Raw genomic sequence first — 23607 nt, 5'->3', positions numbered from 1 at the left:
AGGAATCTCCCACTTCAAACAACCTGTAAGGGTGTTAAGTGGTGAGTAGTTCAATTTGCCTTTGTTCACCTAGATTCTACATAACATGAAAGGAAAAAAGAGATGAAATTTAAATTTTTAATGGTATTATTGCTAGTACTTTTTACAGCTGCTTGCAGTAGTGAGGAAGCTGAAGATACAACTGCGAAGAAAGAAGAATCTGTAAAGTCCGAGGTTGTTAAAAAAGATGTGGAAAGTCCACGATTTGTAGATTTGAAAACTCTTAAATCAGCGGTTCCGGCATTGGTAAATGAATTGAACAAACGTATGAAAGAAGTAAAATTACCAGCAACTTTAGACAATTTTTATAATTATCCGCTAACAAATGCGACGATTGAAAAGGATAAGTTTAGTATTTACTTATCATTGGAGGATACAATAGACCGACGCATTAATCTATCAGTTAGTAATGACGTTAAAAGCTATCAAAAATTTAAAAAGGATGGATATTCTGTTCAAAAAAATGGTGTGCGAGAATATCTAGTTTCACCTAAGGAAAATGAGCTTTTCTTCATTGATGGGGAATACCTGTATCATTTTGACACGATTTCGATAGACCCTAACGGAAAAATACTTTCACTCGATGAAATAAAAACAATTGCTGAAGGATTGACCACAGATTCTGAATACAAAGATTATTTTATTGTGGATCTGGAAGTTTATAAGATTCCTACTTATTTCACTCATGATGGAAAGGAGCCGTATCGTCTATATGTTGGCTATGGTGATGGCAGTGGATATTTTTTACCATCAGAGCAATCATTACAGATCAGCAATGATACCGCAATTTTTGAACAAGCATCACTTGATTCTTCATACAAGCCTTTTGCTGAAGAAATTAATATAGACGGGCAAATTGGGTATTTAAGTTATGGGGACAATGCTCAGTTTGACCTTGTTAACGGGGAGAACTTATATACGGTAAGACTTGCAACAATAGATGTTAATCAAAAGACAGGAAGACCCTACTATGCAGAGGTCCCAAACTGGCAGCAAGAAGTATCAAAAATAATCAAGAGCTTAAACCTCCCAGCACAGCAAGAAGATATACCACAGCCTGAAGAAGTGGATACGTCTGTAACTGACAATATTCAGCAGGAAAGAGAGAAACGATTAGAGACGATTGAGGATGTATATATAGAATCGACTCTAGCAGACTCTGTTTTTAATAAAAGAGCATTGCAATTCAATTATATGGGTCCCGAAATAGCAGTTGGGTATATTCAGGATCAGCTCTTTAAGAGATTCATTCACGTCAATAAGAAATTTGAAAAGCTGAATATAACTGACTTGAATACTTCGACATTAAGCGCTGATGCTGCAAACAACATCAGCCAGCTATTGGAGTCAACATCTATCAATCCAAAGGAAGTATTCTTAATGAAAGATAAGTACAAAGGAGAAAAAACATTGTACTGGCTTTTGCAAATTGACTATTCTGTTACAGGATATCGCGTCATCAATATTTATGATGCGGAGAAGGAAATGTATTTGAGTGATTTTTAGTAAGCAGGGATATCTCCTGCTTTTTTTAATGTCTTTATAAGGAGATTATACCTATGAGTGGATAGGTAAAAATCCCCCATTATTGGAAAATAATAAAATTTCACTTTATAGAATTGTTTAAAATAGATATGGTAGAGAAGGTGCCGTACATTTTTATATAAAGGGAGAGGATTAAGATTTGTAGGCGACATGTATCAATCATTATTATGCTCTTTTCATTCATTCTAGTAGCGTGCTCGACAGATACTACTACAAAATCAGAGAATCAAAAAGAAGGTAAGAAAAAAGGTGAACCAGAAGTTTTATTTTCTTATGAACATGGGGAGGATGTCGATTACTCTATTTTTGGGATATCAACAACATTTGATGGAAGTAAGGTTCTATTTAGTTCGAAGGAAGTCATTAAACGAAATGATGAATTTTCTAGTTATTTAGTGGACGGAAATAAGAAAGCAGTCGATATTAGAAAACTTTCACCACTAGGAGATAAAGAAACATCCTGTGGTCCTGAGCACCTATCACCGAATGGAAAATTTCTTGTCTTTAACTGTGTAGAAGATGATAACTTTTTCACAATTTATGATTTGGTAGAGAAAAAGATTTTACACGAGGAACCAACGGGTGATCATTATACTTCAAAAATAATCGGTATCACAAATGATGGAGAAGTCATTTTCAATACGATTGACGGTGATACCCTTTCAATTTACAACTACAAAGATAGTACTATAAAAGAATACCCTCTTACTAACAATGAGGATAAATATGAAAAAATAGTACAAACATTTGATGGTAAAAAAATCTTGATAAATGGATTTTATAGTCTTTACATGTTAGATCGTACTACAGAAGAAATGCAAGAAATCATCAATCTCGAGTCATATCATGAAAGGCTTAATCGAGATGATATTTTTATCTACAATCCACAGCTTTCTCCAAATGGAAAGTATGTATATTTCAAAATCAGCCAGAATGTAACTCAAGATCCTGTCTATGAAAGTCACTTTTTCGGTGATTTGGAAGAAGGAACCCTTCAAAGCTATGTGAATTTTGAATACAAAGAAGTAGGAAACATTGATGAAAAGGGGAATATTCTTTTAACTGATGGCAGTGAGCTTTATCTTTATAATATAGAGAAAGAAGAAAATCACCTTATCCCCGATTTTAAAATTGGTGGTTTTAAAAAAGGTTTTACTCTTTCAGGTGATGGAAAGTCCCTATTCTATACAGACCGAGAAGAGTCTAAAGAAAATAAGGAAATAGATTTTTTATATAAACTACCACTTAAAAAGATTGAAGACTATAAAGTAGTAGATTTTAAAGCTGAAAAGGAAAAAGAAGAGGAAGGAGAGACGAGTGGGTCAATCAAGCTTCAGCCTGTGGAAGAAGATGTGAAAGTACTTTTTTCAGATGTATGGAGAAAAAGTGCCGAAGTTGAATACCCAACCGTACTTCCAACTGGGGTATCATATATTCAATATGGGATGGGGCCAGGTAGTTATAGCCAGACCATTCACCTCGAATCAGAGGACTATTCAAGCAGTGAATTGATATTTTATGCGAATGATGTTTCGGATCAAGAAGGCAGTGATGGATGTCTTGTCGATGACTTAGAACTTGCTGAAACCAAGGATGGTATTGATTATTATTTTTATATGTTTGATGGCGATGAAGCAGAGCTTGCTTTCGAAAAAAATAATTGGTGCTATAGCTTTGAAGCAGAAGAGCTTACGAAAGAAGAAATATTTGCAGCAGCGTACTCTTTGAAAAAAGCGGATACAGTCCCAAGTGAACTGCCAATTGAAAGTGTTTTATTCCCGACAAAGTTACCTTTCAAGTCAGCCAAATTATATTCGCCATACGTACAATACTTAACCGAACATAACAAATTTGCATTCAGTATTGTATACGGATCAGATCAAGACTTTGATATAAAATATAATATCTCGCAAGCTGAGCCCACTCTCTATAATCAATCGGACAATGTAAGTGTACAGTTGAGCAATGCAAAAGAAGCAAATTTCAATGAAAAAAGCTTAGTATTGCATATGTTCGATGGCACGTATTATTACGAGATACAGGCAGATATTTCGAGTGAACTTTTACAAAAATATGGTGTGGAAGAGATTAAGAATAAATTAATCGAAATTGGTGAATCAATTAAATGAAAATAGAAGAAATATTAATTAAAATCACTTCAAGTAGCATGTTTCTATAGAGTTCTAGACACAGATTCATCGTTTTTCAGGTTAGTTATATGGGGAATGCACGATAGTATGAATATATGCTCGATAAAATTGGGATATGCACGATAGCTGGAAAATATGCGCGCGGGAAATGGGATATGCACGATAGTTGGGATATATGCACGTTACCAAGAATAAATGCTCGCTAACCAAAATATATGCACGATAATCAAGTTATATGCACGATAATCAAGTTATATGTTCGATAAAATCAAGATATGCATGATAGCCCGGATATGCTCGAAAGCGATGAACTCAACACCAGATCCGATCAAGAATTTACTTAAATTGTACGAAAAAAGAGGGCCAGCTACATTCATGTAGCGACCCTCTTTTCGTACAATCGATATTAATATTTAAATTTATCGATATTCTCTTTCATCTGTTGTGATAGTTGGGCAAGATGTTTACTTGCGTGTGAGATTTCTTCCATTGCTGCGGTTTGCTCTTCGACTGAAGCAGATGCTTCCTCTGTTGCAGCTGCGTTTTCTTCTGAGCTTGCAGACAGATTTTCGATAATCGCAATAATTTCAGTTTTCTTCTCTTCCATTTCATGACCAGACTGAGTGACATTATCAATTACCTTTTTCATATTATCGATCGCCACTGCAATTCTTTCAAACTTTTCATTCGTTGTGCTAACACTTTTTGCTTGGGATTGTACGATTGTACCAACTTCTTGAATCGTTTTAACAGCAAACTCAGTTTTACTAGTTAAATCTTGAATGATCGACGAAATTTCCTCTGTGAATTGATTAGATTGCTCTGCTAATTTTCTTATTTCGTCTGCAACAACCGCAAAACCTTTGCCTGCTTCTCCTGCACGAGCAGCTTCAATACTAGCATTTAGGGCAAGAAGATTTGTTTGATCAGCAATGCTTTTAATCATCTGACTTGCACTTTCGATTTTCATTGCACTGTTATTCGTATTAACAATAATCCCAGAAACTTCCTCCGAAGAATGATAAGCTTTCTTCGTTTTTTCAACTAAGTCATTCAAAATATCAAGCGCCTCATCCTTGATTTGATCCACTTCAACAGCAGATGAATTTAATTCTTGGATATATCCAAGATCCTTTTCAATTAAATTACCAAGTTCATTAATATTCAACGCACCTTGTTCTGTATCATGGGCTTGTTCACTTGTGCTTTTGGAGATTTCTTCAATTGTTCTTGCTACCTCATCAGCAGCAATTACTGTTTGCTGACTTGTTTCCATTAACTCATTTGATGAAGTTGCAACCTGATTTGAAGCACTCGAGACATTGGTAATTAGCTCAATCAAGTTGGTTTGCATATTTTTCGTATCCTTCATAATATCGCCGACTTCATCACTTAGGCGCAAGTATTTGTCAGGAATATCGTTCGTAAAATCTCCTTCACCTAATACACGAATATGTTCTGAAGCAAATTTGATAGGCTTAGAAATACGATGAGAAACAAGATACGATACGAAGAATGAAATGATAGCGATAAGGATAATCGCAAAAATAATGATTGTTATAATTTCTTTTGAGCTACTTGCTAATTCTTCCTTTTCAACAAACACTATATAGTTCATCTTAGTATGAGCATTTGAAGATTTCACAACTTGAATGATATAATCCTTACCATCTGATAGTGTGGTCTCAAACGGTTCTTTTGTTACTTCATTTATATTCTCTAAGTCTTTGATATTTAGTTCTTTTACATTCGCTGCAACCAATTTATCATCCTTAGGATGGGATAAAATAGTTCCTAATTCATCAGCTAATACGATATAGCCGGTTTTCCCTATTTTTATTTTCCCAATCATTTCTGATAGATTTGATAAATCTACATCAACGGTTACAACGCCTCGAACTTTATTGCTGTCATCTTTAATGGTTTTTGATGAATAAATAACTAATTTTCCACTCGATGTCGTATAAGCATTTGAAAAGTTTGCTTTATCAGGATTAGACATCGCTAATTTGTACCATGATCTTTGACGTGCATCATACCCTTCATCACGATCACTCTCAGGAAATTGAACATAGCCACCATTTTCTTCTATACCCAAACCAGTATCGAGTACTGAGCTATGTGAAGAAACGAAGGCTCCAAGTGTTTGATAGATAGCTGCTTCATATGGATCGCCCTCAAGTGGCTTCATCGGTACTTTTCCATTTGTCCCTTTTCTATCAACATATGTTGTAATTCTTTTATCAGCTTCTTTTATTAGTGAAAAAGAACTTAGCATATTCACGTTCGACTCAATATCAGTAAAGAAATTACTAATACTAATATCAACCTGATCAATTTGGCGTTCCATCGAATTAGTAAAGTCTAGCTTTGTTTGCATACTTACTTTAATTGCAACGACAATTCCAACTGCAACTAATGATAATATCGTTATCGATAAAATTGCTATTTTTAATTTATTATTAATTGTATTCATCCTAAATCTCTTGCTGTTGTTCTTAGTTGTCATTGAATAATTATCCTTCCCTTCATCCAGAATGTTGGCATATATAATGATAGATTAATATATTTTCATGCTAAATAACATGGTAATATTGGGTAATATCATTCCGAATTGCAAATGATTCCTCAGATAGGGCACAAAATGAATACCAAATATCAGGTTTGCCCGCATATTTATTTATACAAGAAAATGAAGTGATTAGAAAATACGATGGGAGCTTTACTTCAGTTGAACAAATACAAAAATATATAAAGGAATCAACTGATTTTATTAATTAAAATAAATAAAGAGAATTACAACGCATATATTTTAGTATTACCAGTATGAAACCGTAAAAAAATCAAAACTTTGTTATACATTCATAGATTTTGTGTTCAACCATTTCGTGATATGTACGATAGTTTGTATATATGCACGCTAAAAATAGTAAATGCACGTTAATCAGGTTATATGCATGCACCGCCGTGTAAATGCACGTTAATCAGAAGAAATGCACGTTCCCCCGTGCAAATGCACGCTAATCAGGTTATATGCACGTTCCCCCGGACAAATGCACGTTAATCAGGTTATATGCACGTTCCCCCGTGTAAATGCACATTAATCAGAAGATATACACGTTACCCAGGATATGTACGTTACCTGGAAAGTTAGTCTCATTACGGAAAAGAACTAGTTGATGAAGAGCCTTCTTTCCAGTGCCAGCCCTTGCCTGAACGTCATTTTTGTAATAGATTAATGGTAAGGAAAAAAATAGTAGTTTAAATGTAAAGGGGGCAATTCGGTTGAAGATTAGGAAGGCGATTATACCAGCGGCTGGGCTTGGGACGCGATTTTTGCCAGCAACGAAGGCAATGCCTAAGGAAATGCTACCAATTGTTGATAAGCCAACGATTCAGTATATTGTCGAAGAGGCTGTTGAGTCAGGGATTGAAGATATTATTATCGTTACCGGTAAAGGTAAAAGAGCGATTGAAGATCATTTCGATAATTCGTTTGAGCTTGAGCAAAATCTGCGTGAGAAGGGCAAGCTGCAGCTATTGGATGAAGTACAGAAATCGGCAAAGGTCGATATTCATTATATTCGTCAAAAAGAACCAAGGGGTTTAGGCCATGCTGTTTGGTGTGCACGTAAATTTATTGGGAATGAGCCATTTGCTGTTCTATTAGGGGACGATGTCGTACAAGCGGAAAAACCTTGTTTACGCCAGCTTATGGATGAACATGCTCAGACTCACTCATCAATAATCGGTGTGCAAACAGTTCCGGAAGACGAAACACATCGATACGGGATAATTGAACCGTTATTACAGGTCGGCCGCCGATATCAAGTTAATAATTTTGTGGAAAAGCCAAAGCCTGGAACAGCACCTTCAAATCTAGCAATCATGGGACGGTACATTTTAACTCCTGAGATTTTCATATTTTTGGAAAATCAGGAAACGGGAGCTGGAGGAGAGATTCAGCTGACAGATGCTATTCAAAAACTAAATGAGATTCAGCGAGTATTTGCGTATGATTTTGAAGGAAAACGATATGATGTCGGAGAAAAAATCGGTTTTATTCAAACTCAGGTAGAAATGGCGTTGCAACGAGAAGACCTACGGGAGGAACTTCTAACCTTCCTAACTTCAATCGTAGAAAAAAAGTAAACTGGGTACTCAGCAATCCCTATGCATCCCTGATTGAAAAATGCTTCTACCTAGATGAATAAGTGTCAATACCAATTGAATATATATGATGAGTAGAGGCTTAAATGATTAAAGCCTCTTTTATTTTTTACAAAGCGCATCATTAACTCTTGTGGGCAACTATAAATAAATGACTGAATATTCGGTGAAAAGGAAAAGGAAGGGTTATATTTATGAAAAAGTGGTTTCGTAGTTCTCTTCGGAATCAGTTAACAGTGTTTATATTAGTTGCTGTGCTGCTGCCGATTTACTTATTGGGCTTGTTTTCATATTTAATTGCGGTAGATGTGGCGAAGGAACGAGCGATGATTTCGGGGAATAGTTCATTAGAGCAGCTTGAGACTACGCTAGAATTTATCATGAATGATGTTGAGAATATGTCGGTCTTCCTAATCGGGAATGAAGATGTTCAACAATACTTGCAGGTAGGTGAAGATACAGTAAAGCTTCGGAGTGATATTTATGGTTTTTTATCAAATTTAGCCCTTTCAAAACCATACATCGCAAATATATTAATTGAGCCATTTAATAAGAATCCTGATATCTCTACTCTTCCAATTTTATCTTCTACTAAATTATATAGTGAGCAATATAAGTCAGGAAAATGGTGGTTTTACAATCATGAGGATGAAATGTCAATTGGATCGAAGGAGTTAATCACATTATGGCGGCCAATCCGCAGTACGGATACATATGATCTAATTGGTTATTTATCGATTAGTTTGGATCAGCAAGTCATCGAAGAGCATTTGTCTGCTACTAATTTTGAATGGAATGGCTCTGTTTTACTGATGTTTGAAGGCAAGGTTCTTGCTGGAAACGATGAAAGCTTTGAGAACACAAATGCGCTAAAGGAGATTTATTCACTAGTCGAAAATCATGCAGATTCCTTGGGCTTAACGTATCAATCAGAGGACATGAAGAGCATGATCTTGTCACAATCGCTTTCTGACGTGGGATGGCGGTTAATCGGAATTATTCCTTTTGATGAATATAGCCAACAAAATCAATATTTTCTGTGGCTAACTGTTATCGCTGTCGGGGTGGCCTGTATACTTGTCTCAGTACTTGTATTATTTTTTATTCGGAGGGTGTTTCGTCCACTTACGTCTTTAACTGCTGCGATTAGGAACCAGCAGCCTGAATATGATATTGAAAAGCTTCCTACATATTCAAATGATGAGGTCGGCCAATTAATTGAAAGCTATAAAAATTTGTACGAGCGTATTCAAACCTTAATGGAGGATTTGAAAAAAAATGAATCACTAAAACGGGAGGTAGATTTGCAAGCATTACAAGCACAGATTAATCCGCATTTTCTCTATAACACGCTTGCTTCCGTTCATTGGATGGCACTTGATGCTGAGCAAAAGAAGATATCAGCGATGGTATCGTCTTTGAGTAATTTTCTACGCTATAGCTTAAATGAAGGAAATGAATATTGTACAGTTGAACAGGAGCTTGCCCATCTAGCAAACTATGCTGAAATCCAAAAAATTCGTTATCCTAATTCTTTTAAACTCGATATTATGATTCCGGATGAAGTGAAGCAGATGTATATGTTGAAACTACTCTTGCAACCATTAATCGAAAATAGCATTATTCATGCTTTTCTCCAGGATGATGGACAACCAGGGCAAATAAAGGTTGTTGGTAAGTGGGATGAGAAATATTTACAAATTTCAGTTGCAGATAATGGTCAAGGGATGTCGGTGGAACACATAAACCAGCTACATGAGCAATTCACAATTGATGAAAAAAGTGAAGTGCTAGTAGGAAAAGGGTACGGGCTCCGAAATGTTAATTTGCGATTATTTCTTAATTATGGTCCAGCATCTAGATTATTGATCACGAGCAGTCCAGGTAATGGTACGATTGTCCAGTTTTCTGTTCCATTAAAGAGAGGGTGAATGGGATGAAGGTAATGATTGTTGATGATGAAGTCATTATTAGAGAAGGAATGCGAAAAGTGATTCCATGGAGGGAATATGGTTATGAGCTTTTAGAAACAGCTTCATCAGCGGAAGAAGCAATCGAGAGAATTAAGCGAGAACAGCCCGAAATTGTTCTAACTGATATTAGAATGAAAGGAAAGAGTGGTCTCGATCTAGCCGCTTATATTAAAGCACAGGCGTTTCCAACAGAAGTAATCGTCTTAACAGGGTATGGTGAGTTTTCCTACGCACAGGAGGCTCTACGTCAAGGGGTCTGTGATTATTTGCTAAAGACAAGTGCACCAGAAGAAATCATGAAATCCCTTCAGAAGGCAAAAGAAAGAATAGAAGATTCGAAGGAACATCGGAAATGGAAGCTAGGCTCACGTGAGCGAGAGATATCTAACTTGATGCATCAATTATTAGTTGAAAAATTGGAAACGTCTGATTACAAGAAATTGTTTCACCTTATGCCTGAAATGAAAAAGCCACCATACCAACTATTACTATTGGATGAAGCCTTGAATCCAGGGCAACTTGCTGAAGCAGAAAAACTATGGAACACATATTTACCTGGAAAATGGGTGGCATTACATGATAAGACTGTGATCATTGTGCAAAGGGACCCACAATTAGCCGATCATTATTTATTAAATATGGCGATTAAAAAAATACCTCAATCGAATTGTCTCCCTGTGTTTGTCGGATCAATCGTAACATCGGTTTCTGAATGGCATGCATCGTATAAAGAATTAGACGGTATAGTTTTATATAAATGGCTTTTATCTACTCAAAGGATGGTTACATCAAATGATATACAAGGTAGGAAGGGAATACCACATTCAGAGCTTTTGCCAGCACAAGAAGTACAGTTGCTGTCTTATGTAAAACGTGGTGAATCAGAAATCTTAAAAGAATGGTTTCGAAAACGTATGTATGAATTATTTAATCATCCTCAAGCTACACCTGAATCGATCCATCTATATGTTCAAACCCTATACGTGTCAACAATCCGTTTCGTCAATCAAATCGCAGCTTCGATTGGGAATACACCACACAGCTATCAATCATTACCAACACCAAGAGAATGGTTTCCTTCGCCATTAGAGTTGCTCTTCCCATTGTTTTTACGAATTATGAATGATTATCAGGAACTATCTAGTAGTACTCAGGTGAATTACGTTCAAAATGTGATTCATTATATGGAGCAGCGGCTCGGTGATTCGTTAACTTTACAAAAAATCGCCAATCATGTCCATCTGCATCCGAACTACTTAGGTGATTTGATTAAAAAAGAAACTGGAAAATCTTATGTGGAGCTTCTAACTGAGCTTAGAATGAAAAAGGCAATCATATTGCTTACACATTCCCCGGCAAAAGTAAAAGATATTGCAAAAATCGTCGGCTACTCTGATTGGAAATACTTCATTACCCTATTTAAAAAACATACAGGGGTGACACCCTCACAGTATCGAAGAAATGAATGATTTTTTTGAAAATTATAAAATAATTAGGTTTCCCTACCCCTCATCTGTGATTTGTCCCCTTTAGGCAATGGAAACGCTAACATATAATCAAGTTACATTTAAAGGGGGGATAGTAAATGAAAAAATATCTTTTTGTTGCGGTACTTATTTTTAGTATGCTTTTAACAGCTTGTAGCAGTAAAGATGAAACAGGTGGTAAATCATCAGATGAAAAAGTAGCCATTTCCATCTGGCATAATTTTGCTGGGGATGATCTCCGAGCCCAAACCGTACGAGGAATCATTGAGCAATTTAAGAAGGACAATCCTGATGTGAAGGTGGATGAACAGGCTATTCCAGTGGATGGATACCGTCAAAGAATTAGTACGGTTGCAGCAGCTGATGAACTGCCAGATATCTTTTTGACCTATGCAGGTAGTTTTACAGATGAATTTTATGAAGGAAAAATGATTCAACCGATTACAGCATTACTAGATGAGCATAAAGATTGGCGTGATGGATTTTTAGCCAATTCACTTGAGGTATACGACTATGATGGAGAAATCTATTCCGCTCCAGTTGCAATGTCTGCTACATCATTCTTATATTACAATAAAAAATTATTCGAGGAAAATAATGTAGAGGTTCCGAAAACATGGGATGAGCTTTTAATGGTCATTGATGTATTTAATGAAAAAAAGATTACCCCAATTGCAATGGGAAATCAGGCTCCATGGGTTGCCCAATCAACGACATTTGGTGCAATTGCGGATCGTGTAACAGGTTCTGAGTGGTTCATGAAGGCGGTAGAACAAGATGGAGCATCTTTTACTGACCCTGTTTTTATAGAAGCACTTGGTTATTTTAAACAATTAGTGGACGCAAATGCTTATCAGGAAGGCGCAAATGCAATCGATAATACACAGGCTGAGCAATATTTTGCCCAAGGAAATGCAGCCATGATGATCAATGGCTCGTGGACAATAAGTTCCTTAGCAGCTTCTGTTTCAGAAGATGTATTGGCTAATATTGGTGTTGCAGTAGTCCCGTCAATTCCTGAGGGAGAAGGAAAGCAGAACACAATCACTGGTGGACCAGGTGGTGGTTTCCTGTTAAACAGCAAGACAGAAGGTGCGGATAAGGATGCTGCACTCGATTTGATTTACGCATTAAGTAATGCCGATGCACAAAAGGCAATTGCCGAAACAAATTCAATGGTGATGTACGATGTAGATGTTGATCAATCAAAGGTGAATCAGTTATTTTATGATGCCTTTAATTTAGTTCGCGAAGTGGAATATGCACCAGTGTATGACCTATATTTAACAGCTGCTGCTGGTGAAGCAATTAACCTCGGGCTTCAGGAAATTATGCTGGGTAAGGATGTAGAATCAGTAGCTAAGAAATTACAAGAAGCCCAGTCGAAGAAATAAATTAGTGTAGGGTACCTAAGGTTTGAGTGGGTGCCTTGCGATTTTCTTAAATGTCTAGCTCCAGCGCCTAAGCCCTCGAGGTCAAATAACCTGATGCAAGAAAAGTCAAAAAGCGACTTTTTTGCATCAGAACATTTGCTTGTCGGGCCTGAACGAGGCGCTTGCGCTTTTCTATATAAGGGAGCGATACCTATGCAGTCTGTGTTAAAAGTAAGGGGCGCATTAATCATTACGATTCTGCCCGCCCTTTTGCTTTATTCCTTTTTTGTCATCATTCCGATTTTTTGGTCAGCATATTACGGATTTTTTAAATGGTCAGGAATGAATGATCCAATCTTCATTGGTTTGGAAAATTACATCGAAGTCGTGAAGGATCCCATTTTTTGGCGTGCTTTGAAAAATAACATTATTATCGTCGTCGCATCTGTATTTGGGCAGGTACCCATTGCATTAGGCCTTGCTCTGATGCTGCGCAAAAACTCAATGTTTCAACGCTTTGTCCGGTCTGCAGTGTTTCTACCGATGGTGATTTCGACGGTTGTTGTTGGATTGATTTGGGGGTATATTTATCATCCTCAGCTAGGAGTGATTAATTCAATCTTAACGGCTGTTGGATTAGATTCATGGACCAGGCCGTGGCTAGCTGATCCATCCGTGAATATGTATGCAGTATCAGTGCCAATTGTTTGGAATTATATTGGACCATACTTAATTATTTTTATCGCAGCACTTCAAAATATTCCTGGTGAAATTGAGGATGCTGCAAGAATCGATGGTGCCACCAAATTTAAGAAGCTCTATTTTATAACGCTGCCAATGATGTGGAATACAATTAAAGTTGCGGTCGTTTTATGTATTGCGGGAAGCTTGAAGGCATTTGATCAAGTATTTATCATGACTGGTGGAGGACCCGCACAATCTACGGAATTGCTAGCAACCTATATGTACAATAATACATTTATGATTTATCGATATGGTTATGGGTCCGCAGTTTCGACGATGATTATCGTTGTAAGTCTCATTTTAATTGGGATTAGTCAAATTGCGATGAGGAGAAAATCGTAGAATTGTAGGAATGGATGTAGATGCGGCGGATAGGGCTCCTAACAATGAAAAGAAAGGAGGTATTTCATGGAAAATCCAATTATTCTTGATAAACAAAAGCCTCCAATGACTTTTCAAATCAAGCAAAGAATAGTAAAGATATTAAAATATAGTTTTCTAGGATTATTTTCGTTGGGTATGATTTATCCGCTGTATTGGTTAATGATTAGTGCTTTTAAAACGAATGAGGAGTTTTTTCAAAGCCCTTATTCACTGCCTTCAAGCTGGACATTTGATAATATCGCACGCGCCTGGGAAATGGCAAATATGGGGCGGGCGATGTTAAATTCGACACTTGTCTCGGTAACAGCTACATTATTAACCTTATTCCTTGGGGCACTGACCGCATATGCCCTTTCAAGATTTACGTTTCGCCTAAAAGGATTTTTAATGGTCTTCTTTTTAATTGGGATGCTAATTCCGATTCATAGCACACTTGTGCCATTATTTACATTAATGAAGGAAGTTGGCCTATTAGATACGTATTGGGCACTTATTTTACCATATACAGCATTTGAATTGCCGATTGCTATTTTCCTTATCTATGCATATATGACTGCTATACCAAGAGAAGTCGAGGAAGCGGCAGTAATGGATGGGGCTGGCTACTGGGGGATTTTCTTTCGAATGATGCTTCCGATGTCAATACCAGCTCTAGCAACAGTTGCTATTCTAGCATTTTTACGATATTGGAATGAGTTCGTCTTTGCATTGGTATTCATCAATGATTCCGCATTAAAAACCTTGCCATTAAGCCTATCCATCTTCTCGGATGGATATAGCACGAACTACGGCCTCACCATGGCAGCAATGGCCATCGCTGTTATTCCAACAATCATTATGTATCTCTTTTTCCAAGAACAAATCATGAAAGGCATGACAGCTGGAGCTGTGAAAGGGTAATGTAATTGGAAATATATAATGTGGGACCTGCTCAATGGGTCCCACGTTTTATTTAAATGCACCCTCTACTAGCAGTTTGGCAATTTGCCTTTTACCAAGTGATTGAAGTGTTTTTTTATTTAGTTCTTTGTATTCAATGGGTGTAACTACGATTGAACCATTTTTTACCTGCTTGATCTGTTTTGAAATCATCAAGTCATTCTTTTTTAGACCTGAAGTGATTTCAAGCTTGGATCCAGACGTTAGTCCTATGTTAACTAGCCTTTTTTCAAGTTTGCCGTCTTTTATCAGAAATACAAAATGGTCCTTTTTCTGTTTGAGAATCGCCTTTTTAGAAATTGTAAGTACATTCTCTCTACTATCAGTTTCAATTGAAACATCAACATGAAACCCAGATTTTAATTGGTCGTTGACCTCATCTAATTGAATGAAGAATGGGTAAAAGGTAGGTTCGTCCAATTTTGCAACATCTGGTTTATTAATAGGGATATTCGTTATTTTTGATACACTGCCCAAAAATTCCTGTTTAGGAAATAACTTCGAGCTGATTTTTGCCTTTTGCTCGACTGTAACATCTAGGAATTTTTCCTCTGCTAGTTTCCCTTGGATTACGAGGGGCATTGAATAGATTGATAGAATTGGCCCATTTAACGTTTCATCGACCTGTTTAACAATACCATTTATAGTACTTTTCACTGTGAAATTTTGATCATTGTCTTGAATGGTTTGAAGTTGATCTTTTAATTCATTGACTTCAATCTGAATTAATTCTTTTTCTTGTTCTGTTTTTAAAATATCTAAATCAAGGGAGGCGATCTTTTCATTTTGTAGCCTTTTTATTTCCTCAGCATTTTCCGCGTCCTTACTAATACTCCCTGACTGAACGGCACTTTTAATCGACTGAAGCTGTCTTACCTTGTCATCCATTTGGTCCTCTTTTGTCTCAGCTTGTTGGATCCGCTGATTTATTTCCATTCGTATGATCTCAACGTTAAGATTTTCGTAGACGATAAGTGGTGTACCAATTTGAACTTCTTGACCTTCAACTACCGCTATTTCTTTAACATGACCGAGTGATGGTTCATATGGAATTTCAATTTCTTTCTCAGGTACCACAATTCCGTTCGTATGATGATAGATTCTGATGTCAGAGGTCTGAACCTTTTCCTTGTCGACAATAATTTCTTTAAAAGAAAATTGATTCTCTTTTTTGTATAGCAAGTAAATATTCAAACCTATGAAAAGGATAATGCTGATTATAATGAAAGAATGATGCTTTCTCATCCCAACACCCCCTTATATGAAAGTATGTAAATTAAGACTAGTGATTAATGCACCGGCAATGTTTAAAAAAAGATGTATCCCGATCGTAGCTAGAATAATATAGCCCTTCGATTTTTCAGAAAGTAATCGTAAGGCAATTACTGTTATGACAATACTCCAAATGTCGAATAATGTAAGTGAAGCCATTATGTTTCGTAACACCTCATTTTCTGACAGGAGCTGGCCGATGACACCGAGCCCAAATGGTGAGGAAATGCTAGAGATACCCCAAAAATATTGAATTGGAACGAACAGAGCATTTTCAATAAGGGAAATACTTAAAGCACAAAGTTGAATCGTGAGAATTGCAAAAATCGCAATCTCTCGAAAAAAAGCAGTAATTAATAGAGTTGAACAAAGAAGAAACACGAGTGGGAAAGCAATACTACTGATTAAACCCCCAACACCGATCAATATCTTCGATAATTCAAATTCTGATTTTGAAAGAGTATCTATCTGTTTTGTTAGGCTTTCCGTATAAAACCCATAATGGGCCATTATAAATGAAAGAACACCACTAAAAAGTAATAACAATAAAAGCTTTGGAATAATCCCAACAATTTTTTCACTTAGTTTCAGTTGATAAAATAAATGTTCTGGCTTGAAGATCCCGTTAATCAATCGAACGCGAAAAGTCATATCATTGTATCCTCCATAGATTCTACATTCTTCTCCATCTTATCTTAAAATTCTGTAGATTGGAACAGAAGTGTTGTAAATAACTGGCGAAAATGGTTCGAAGGGACTAAGTTATTGATGATTAATAAGTGTTGCCACCGAATTAAAGACCGAGTGAAACACATATCACGGACATGAATACCATATAGACGGGATAAAAGGCCTGGATGCCACACTACTTACTTCCTATTTTTGTATTAATTGTTAAAACTATCAATGAAATACAGTAAACTAAGAGGGAAATATTTAGTGGGAAGTTACCTATTTGGATGAATGATAGATAAGGAGAGAGAGAATTGAAGAAGTTATTATTTGGATTGGTGATATTGTCTTTACTACTTTCTGCATGTTCTTCGAAGGACAGTAATACTGCAGAATCACAGTCATCAGAGTCGAAGCAAGAAAGTAAAAAAGAAGAAGAAACGAAAAAAGAAGAAGAACCAAAATATACTCCCAAAAAAGTGAAGTATTTTAAAATTGAAAATCCCAACCGTAGATTATCATCTATTGAAAAAGAGTTATTGCGGTACCCTGGAATTTTTGCGGGGGACAAATATGATGAAAAAAAGCTATATGACGCATTGGACCAATTGCCAGATGACCTAACAAAGAACCAATATATGGAGGAATTAATTTATTTGCTTTCAGAGGACTATCATAAAGAGATGGAAACTCTTCTTCATTTTGACCCGAATGTTGAAGTGAATATTGACCGCCCAGATGAAACAATAAATAAACCAACCTTGAAAAAAGCGCATTACGCAATCTTAGTTGATGCAAGTGGGAGTATGAAGGCGAAGGTTGGAAATAAGACGAGAATGGATGCAGCGAAGGAAGCAGTTTTGGAATTCGCTGAGCAAGTACCAGAGAATGCAACGATTTCCGTACGAGTATATGGACATAAGGGCTCTGGAAGTGATGCCGATAAAAAGATGTCCTGTGGGAGCTCAGAAACCTTTTACAATGGAAAATATGAACAAGGAGCTTTCAAAGAATCATTGAACAAAGTGAAAGCGGTTGGTTGGACACCTATTGCGCTTGGACTGGAGAAGGTGAAAGAGGATATACCAGCGAATACAGAAGATGTCGTTGTATATGTGGTGAGTGACGGAATTGAAACCTGTAACGGCGACCCCGTTCAGATGGCGAAGGATCTTGTATCTGCCGATATTGAAACTGTTGTCAACATTATTGGATTTGATGTTGATAATGAAGGCCAAAGATTGTTAAAGGAAGTGGCAAGTGCAGGAAATGGAGAGTTCACATATGTTAACTCAGAAAGAGATTTAAAAGAGTATATGAGAGCTCAGTATGAAGAAATTCAGAAAGAGTGGCTGGAATGGAAAGAAGCCGGTAAAAAACAGGCAATTAGCTTAAAAGAAGAAAAGAAAAAGCTAGCTAACACAACGAAAGAAAGTATGAAAGAAAAAAGCAATCGTGAAAAAGAGCGTATGAAGAGAGCCCAAGAATATTTAAAGAAAAGATTTGATGATTATAACCATCCTGCAGCAAACTTATATTCAAGGATAGTAGATTATGGTAATGCCAAATGGTCATATGCAGTTGACGTAGGAAACAAAGCGTGGAGTGATAGTGTAGATAGTGGTAATAAGGAATGGGAAGAATATGTGGATGAAGGTAATAAAAAAATAAATGAAACCATTGAAAAGAAAAATAAAGATTGAGGTTATAAAAATATGAAACTACGAAATTTGATGATTGCATTCGTTTTTTCAGGAGTATTAATGATGGTTGGTTGTAATGAAGATATGGCTAGTGAGCCAGAGAAGGTTGATGTGAAAAAGGATAGTGATCGTGATCACCAAAAAGAGGATGATGAACCACAATTCAAGCCGGGTAAATTTGAACCTGGTAACTTCGAACCGGGCAAATTTGAAACAGGTACATTCGAGCCTGGTAATTTTGAGCCAGGCACGTTTAAACCAGGAACATTTACCCCGGGAAATTTTGATACAAGTGTAACGATATCAATTGAAGATGACGAAATCATGATTGAGGTTCCCAGTGATTTGCTGTTTGATTTTGACAAAAGTGAATTAAAGTCCGAATCTATCATAACGTTGGAGCAATTAGTTGAGGATCTGAATCAATATGAAGGGGCTATTCTATCAATCTATGGTCATACAGATAACCAAGGCGAACTAGACTATAATCAATCTTTGTCCGAGAAACGCGCAAACAAGGTCAAACGTTATGTGGAAAATAAGGTGAATCCTGAAAAAGTAAACATTGAAACAAAAGGTTTCGGCCAAACTAAACCAATAGTAACAAATGATACTAAAGAAGGACAAGCCATAAATCGCCGCGTCGAGATTATAGTAGAGCCATTGGTGAAGCAATAGTAGAAAAGAAATAATCACTACCTGACAAAGGTTATAGTGATTATTTCTTTTTTTAAGGATATGAAAGCAAGTTTACATTTTTACTCTAAAGTCGTATTATTTAAATAATTTAAATTTGTAAAGGTGTTGAGTACGTCGTGGAGAAGCTTGTGTCGTTTTTAAAAGAAAAGGAAATAGAAATGGTAAATGTGTTGAGGGAGTTAGTTGAATTGGAATCTCCTTCGCACGACAAGGAATTGGTTGATCAGGTTGGAAGAAAAATTAGCGAGATTTTTGCTAGATATGTGGGTGGACCACTTGTAGTGATTGAAAATAGTGGTGCAGGGAACATAATCAGAGCAGAATTTGGAGTAGGGGAAGAACAGATTTTAATTTTAACCCATATGGATACTGTTTGGCCGAAGGGGACTTTGGAGAACATGCCTTTTCGGATTGAGGAAGATAAAGTGTATGGTCCGGGAACCTTTGATATGAAGGGTGGGATTGTTCAAGGGCTTTTTGCCTTACATGCTTTACGTGAATTGAATGTCAATTTAAAAAGGAAAGTTGTTATGTTGGTTACTCCTGATGAGGAAAGTGGCAGCGAGACATCTCGTTCTTTAATTGAGGAAGAGGCAAAAAAAAGTAAATATGTATTAGTGTTGGAGTCCGCCGCTTCCAAGGAAGGAAAATTAAAAACATCTCGCAAGGGTGTAGGAATGTTCACGATTAAGGTCAAAGGATGTGCATCCCACGCAGGAATTGAGCCGGAAAAGGGTGTCAGTGCGATCGATGAGCTTGCCGGGGTTATCAAATACTTGCATAGTTTGACCGATTTTGAAAAGGGAACTACATTGAATGTAGGGGTTATTAAAGGTGGAACCTCATCGAATGTTGTTGCTGCAGAAGCTGAAGCAGAATTGGATTTGCGTGTTACTACGAATGATGAATTTGATAGAGTTATCCCACTCATTATGAATATGAAACCGTCCCGAGAGGGCATATCAATTGAGGTAACAGGTGGAATTAATCGACCTCCACTTGAAAAAATAATTGAAGTCAGTCGAATGTTTCAACTGGCAAGGGAATTGTCGGAAAAATATCTAGACTTTAGACTTGAAGACCAATTAAGTGGTGGAGGCAGTGATGGAAGCTTTGCCTCACAATTTGCTCCAACTCTTGATGGCCTCGGCCCTGTTGGTGACGGTGCACATGCACGAAATGAATATCTACTTAAATCACAAATGCCAGTGCGTAGTGCACTTGTCGCACTATTAATTGCGAAATTAGGCTAAGTGGGTGTGCCCTTGCAGTTGAATGTATAGTAATCCGGCGGGTTTTGGAGATTATTCGGCGGATATTTACAATAATCCGGCGGGTTTTGGACTTCTGTCAATAAAAAAGATACTTTTCTGCTAGGGAGTGGCGCATTTTACTGCTTCCGCACTTCGTATTCACTACGCTTGGAGGCCTCTGTTTAAAGGAACAATTAAAGTGCGAATTGTTCCTTTAAGCAGAGGACACATAGTTATTTTTGGCGTTATTATCTTGCGCCAGTTCATATGCCACTTCATATTCCATGGGAGTGGCGTATCCAAGCGTCGAATGCGTGCGTTTCCGATTGTAAAATTGAATATAAAACTCTACAGCTGCAATCGCTTCAACCTTCGTACGGAAAACAAATTTATAAAGATACTCTTTCTTTAATGATGCAAAAAATGATTCTGCACAGGCATTATCATAGGGGGTTGCCTTTCGGCTCATGCTAATGACAGCTTTTGCTTCTTTCAATTCATGAATATAGTCATTTGAACAATATTGAGATCCACGGTCTGAATGGTGAATCAAGCCTTCTTCTGGTTTGCGCAAAGCAATGGCTTCCTTTAAGGCACGGAGCGGCAATTTACGATTCATACAGTCATCTATGGCGTAACTAATGACACGGCGAGAAAACAAATCTAGCACTGGATTAAGGTAAAGAAACCCCTCTCCGGTGTGAATGTAAGTAATATCAGTTACCCAAACCTTATTTGGTGCGTCAGGTCGGAATTCACGATTTAGTTCATTTGTATATACTATTTTTTCATGGTTAGAGTCAGTAGTATTAATATATTTTTTCGGAGGCGTGGCAAATAGACCCATAGCCTTCATACGATTCGCTACAGTCTTCTGGGAAACCTTAATTTTATCTCGCTCTACTAATCTTTCATGAATCCTGGGACTACCATATGCCCCAAGGTTATCATTGAAATAAAACTTGATGCGTACATCTAAGTATTTTTTCCACTTTTCCTTTTCTGTTTCATCCTGATTTTGACGCTTTTCCCAAACATAATAACCGGAGGTTGATACTCCTAATACTTTGCACATCTTCACAATGGTATGCTCTTTTTTATGGGCATAAATGAAAGCAAATTTGTCTACTTTTCTTGCGTGAAGATGTGCATCGCTTTTTTTAGAATCACACACTCCTCCTCAGCTTCTAGTCTTTTTTGTCTCTCTAATTCATACAGTTCTTTGTATTCAGAAGCTGTTAAGAGTTGATTCTGACGGGCTTTCTCCTCATCATATTGCTTTTTGCGGTAAGCTCTTACCCATTTCATTAAGGTATCATATGGGATCTGTAATTCTCTACTTACATCAATTTGTTTTTTACCGTCTAACACAATCATCTTTGAAACATATTCTTTAAATTCATTAGCGTATTTTTTTTGTTTCTTCGCCATGTTTAACACGTCCTCTTCCCTAATGATTTGATTTAAACATGACGCCACTACCTATGTCCACTTTCTATACTAGATTCAGTTTTGGTAATAATTCGGCCGGATTCAGTAATTATCCGGCCGATCCTGTAATTAATCCGGCCATGCTCTGTAGGAGATCTTCCGCATCCTCAAAGCTTGTCCTGAACTGCTTGAAGCTTTCGTTCCATGGTATTTTCTTTGTCGCGGCGGTCATCGATGCGAATATTTGTACATACTCGTTGAATACCTTTTTGGAAAGGAAGCTCGTGGATTTCACGAACAACTTCAAGTAATTCTTTTATATCCCCTTCTATTAATGTGCTCATTGGTGTTAATTGGAACTTAATATCTCCATTATATGCCTTGAGGAAAGTATGTATTTCTGCCACATAATCACTGACACTTGGTGTTGCAGTTCCAACCGGGATTACTGTAATATCAACAATTGCCATTTGCAATGCCTCCTAAATGATTTATACCTTTTTATATTAACATGACAGATGAGGCAGTTCTAATTTTGGAAGCCCATCCGGGGTAGTTTCTCATAAGTTGTAAAATAAACAATAGTCTACTAAAACCCATGCTTGTTCAAATAATTAGTCATTTCATCTAGTAAATATAAGGAATCTGTACTCTCACTACTATTTTTCCTCCACATATAATATTTTGTACCCTCTGATAAGGGGGATACAATTACAAAAGAGGGAGGATGGACAATTGAGTATAGATGAAAGAATAAGCAATGGCGGTTTTGAAACCGGTTTGTTGTCACCATGGGTTCCCTTTAACGCATTCGTTACGCGGGATTATTCTCACAGCGGATACTATTCAGCTAGGTTGCTCGGTGATAGTGTTAATGGTTATATTTATCAAATTGTACAAGTTAATCAAGGCGAGAATTTTGAGTTTCTAACATCTCTAGGTAGAGTGGGTACTGCTCTAAGTTCACCTATTACTCTATCAGTTGGGTATTATGATGCACTTTTCAACTTTCTAGATTATGGTCTAATTACAGTTATAGATGAAGATCGTATTCCAAACGTTGAGAACAATGATACCTGGATAGAAATATATCAAACTACGACACCTGCACCTCCAGGAACTACACAAGCATTAGTCTTGGTTAACAATCTTCCGAGGATTGGATCATCGGACGTAGTTGTTGATGATGTTTCATTATTGGCAATTACAGATGGTGGTGGATCTACGGGAGCACCGGGTCCAACGGGAGCACCGGGCCCAACAGGGGCACCGGGTCCAACGGGAGCGCCGGGATTACCAGGATTACCGGGAGCACCAGGCCCAACAGGCGCACCAGGCCCAACAGGCGCACCAGGCCCAACAGGAGCACCAGGAGTAACCGGAGCACCAGGCCCAACAGGCGCACCAGGCCCAACAGGCGCACCAGGAGTAACCGGAGCACCGGGAGTAACGGGAGCACCAGGAGTAACAGGAGCACCAGGCCCAACAGGGGCACCAGGAGTAACAGGAGCACCAGGAGTAACGGGAGCACCAGGAGTAACGGGCGCACCGGGAGTAACCGGAGCACCAGGAGTAACGGGCGCACCGGGAGTAACCGGAGCACCAGGCCCAACAGGAGCACCAGGAGTAACAGGAGCACCAGGTCCAACGGGCGCACCAGGCCCAACAGGAGCACCAGGAGTAACGGGCGCACCAGGCCCAACAGGGGCACCAGGAGTAACAGGGGCACCAGGAGTAACAGGGGCACCAGGAGTAACAGGAGCACCAGGAGTA

Annotated in this window: 18 protein-coding genes; 12 read left to right on the top strand and 6 right to left on the bottom strand. The window is 37.6% G+C overall.

Going from position 1 to position 23607, the window contains the following annotated elements:
- Window positions 1-102: 102 nt before the first annotated feature.
- Both MJG50_RS20385 and MJG50_RS20380 read left to right on the top strand, forming a co-directional pair.
- Window positions 103-1545 (top strand): hypothetical protein, encoded by a 1443-nt coding sequence (locus tag MJG50_RS20385; RefSeq protein ID WP_240257619.1) that lies wholly within the window; start codon window positions 103-105, stop codon window positions 1543-1545.
- Window positions 1546-1751: 206 nt separating this feature from the next.
- Window positions 1752-3713, top strand: coding sequence for a TolB-like translocation protein (locus MJG50_RS20380; RefSeq protein ID WP_240257618.1), 1962 nt, complete (start codon window positions 1752-1754; stop codon window positions 3711-3713).
- A 427-nt stretch (window positions 3714-4140) separates the two neighbouring features.
- Here the strand turns inward: MJG50_RS20380 and MJG50_RS20375 are convergent, their stop codons facing one another.
- Entirely contained in the window at window positions 4141-6210 is a 2070-nt protein-coding gene (locus tag MJG50_RS20375; RefSeq protein WP_240257617.1) for a methyl-accepting chemotaxis protein, read from the bottom strand.
- 809 nt (window positions 6211-7019) lie between these two features.
- Between MJG50_RS20375 and galU the strand changes: the two genes are divergently transcribed.
- From galU to MJG50_RS20345, 6 genes are all read left to right on the top strand, one after another.
- Entirely contained in the window at window positions 7020-7886 is an 867-nt protein-coding gene (gene galU / locus MJG50_RS20370; protein WP_240257616.1) for a UTP--glucose-1-phosphate uridylyltransferase GalU, read from the top strand.
- 212 nt (window positions 7887-8098) lie between these two features.
- Entirely contained in the window at window positions 8099-9835 is a 1737-nt protein-coding gene (locus MJG50_RS20365; protein WP_240257615.1) for a sensor histidine kinase, read from the top strand.
- 5 nt (window positions 9836-9840) lie between these two features.
- Window positions 9841-11346 (top strand): response regulator transcription factor, encoded by a 1506-nt coding sequence (locus MJG50_RS20360; protein ID WP_240257614.1) that lies wholly within the window; start codon window positions 9841-9843, stop codon window positions 11344-11346.
- Window positions 11347-11462: 116 nt separating this feature from the next.
- Window positions 11463-12758 carry an extracellular solute-binding protein gene (locus MJG50_RS20355; protein WP_240257613.1) on the top strand — a complete coding sequence of 432 codons (1296 nt, stop codon included), beginning with the start codon at window positions 11463-11465 and terminating at the stop codon, window positions 12756-12758.
- 192 nt (window positions 12759-12950) lie between these two features.
- Window positions 12951-13823 carry a carbohydrate ABC transporter permease gene (locus tag MJG50_RS20350; RefSeq protein ID WP_240257612.1) on the top strand — a complete coding sequence of 291 codons (873 nt, stop codon included), beginning with the start codon at window positions 12951-12953 and terminating at the stop codon, window positions 13821-13823.
- A gap of 105 nt (window positions 13824-13928) precedes the next feature.
- Entirely contained in the window at window positions 13929-14765 is an 837-nt protein-coding gene (locus tag MJG50_RS20345; RefSeq protein ID WP_240257620.1) for a carbohydrate ABC transporter permease, read from the top strand.
- 48 nt (window positions 14766-14813) lie between these two features.
- Here MJG50_RS20345 and MJG50_RS20340 read toward each other — a convergent pair whose 3' ends face one another.
- Together MJG50_RS20340 and MJG50_RS20335 are read right to left on the bottom strand one after the other, a co-directional pair.
- Entirely contained in the window at window positions 14814-16049 is a 1236-nt protein-coding gene (locus tag MJG50_RS20340; RefSeq protein ID WP_240257611.1) for an efflux RND transporter periplasmic adaptor subunit, read from the bottom strand.
- Between the two features lie 12 nt (window positions 16050-16061).
- Entirely contained in the window at window positions 16062-16727 is a 666-nt protein-coding gene (locus MJG50_RS20335) for a hypothetical protein (RefSeq protein ID WP_240257610.1), read from the bottom strand.
- A 335-nt stretch (window positions 16728-17062) separates the two neighbouring features.
- Between MJG50_RS20335 and MJG50_RS20330 the strand changes: the two genes are divergently transcribed.
- The 3 genes from MJG50_RS20330 (at window position 17063) to MJG50_RS20320 (ending at window position 20403) form a co-directional block, all read left to right on the top strand.
- Window positions 17063-18451 carry a vWA domain-containing protein gene (locus MJG50_RS20330; RefSeq protein WP_240257609.1) on the top strand — a complete coding sequence of 463 codons (1389 nt, stop codon included), beginning with the start codon at window positions 17063-17065 and terminating at the stop codon, window positions 18449-18451.
- A 12-nt stretch (window positions 18452-18463) separates the two neighbouring features.
- On the top strand, window positions 18464-19129 hold the full coding sequence (locus tag MJG50_RS20325; protein ID WP_240257608.1) for an OmpA family protein: 666 nt from the start codon (window positions 18464-18466) through the stop codon (window positions 19127-19129).
- 137 nt (window positions 19130-19266) lie between these two features.
- On the top strand, window positions 19267-20403 hold the full coding sequence (locus tag MJG50_RS20320) for a M20 family metallopeptidase (protein WP_240257607.1): 1137 nt from the start codon (window positions 19267-19269) through the stop codon (window positions 20401-20403).
- A gap of 214 nt (window positions 20404-20617) precedes the next feature.
- Here MJG50_RS20320 and MJG50_RS20315 read toward each other — a convergent pair whose 3' ends face one another.
- The 3 genes from MJG50_RS20315 to MJG50_RS20305 all read right to left on the bottom strand — a co-directional run bounded on the left by MJG50_RS20315 (window position 20618) and on the right by MJG50_RS20305 (window position 22304).
- Window positions 20618-21577 (bottom strand): IS3 family transposase, encoded by a 960-nt coding sequence (locus MJG50_RS20315; protein ID WP_240257606.1) that lies wholly within the window; start codon window positions 21575-21577, stop codon window positions 20618-20620.
- Window positions 21529-21834 carry a transposase gene (locus tag MJG50_RS20310; protein WP_240257605.1) on the bottom strand — a complete coding sequence of 102 codons (306 nt, stop codon included), beginning with the start codon at window positions 21832-21834 and terminating at the stop codon, window positions 21529-21531. Before MJG50_RS20310 ends, MJG50_RS20315 begins: the two co-directional genes overlap by 49 nt.
- Before the next feature lie 167 nt (window positions 21835-22001).
- Window positions 22002-22304 (bottom strand): MTH1187 family thiamine-binding protein, encoded by a 303-nt coding sequence (locus tag MJG50_RS20305; RefSeq protein ID WP_240257604.1) that lies wholly within the window; start codon window positions 22302-22304, stop codon window positions 22002-22004.
- Between the two features lie 265 nt (window positions 22305-22569).
- On the opposite strand from MJG50_RS20305, the gene MJG50_RS22235 reads away from it, so the two are divergent.
- Window positions 22570-23607, top strand: a 1038-nt coding sequence (locus tag MJG50_RS22235; protein ID WP_275695697.1) for an NTTRR-F1 domain, incomplete at its 3' end; no start/stop codon positions are given.

It is taken from the genome of Fredinandcohnia quinoae (genome assembly GCF_022427965.1).
Lineage (GTDB): Bacteria > Bacillota > Bacilli > Bacillales > Bacillaceae_L > Ferdinandcohnia > Ferdinandcohnia quinoae.
Note: the sequence above shows the minus strand (reverse complement) of the source record. Positions and strands in the feature narration are given on the sequence as shown.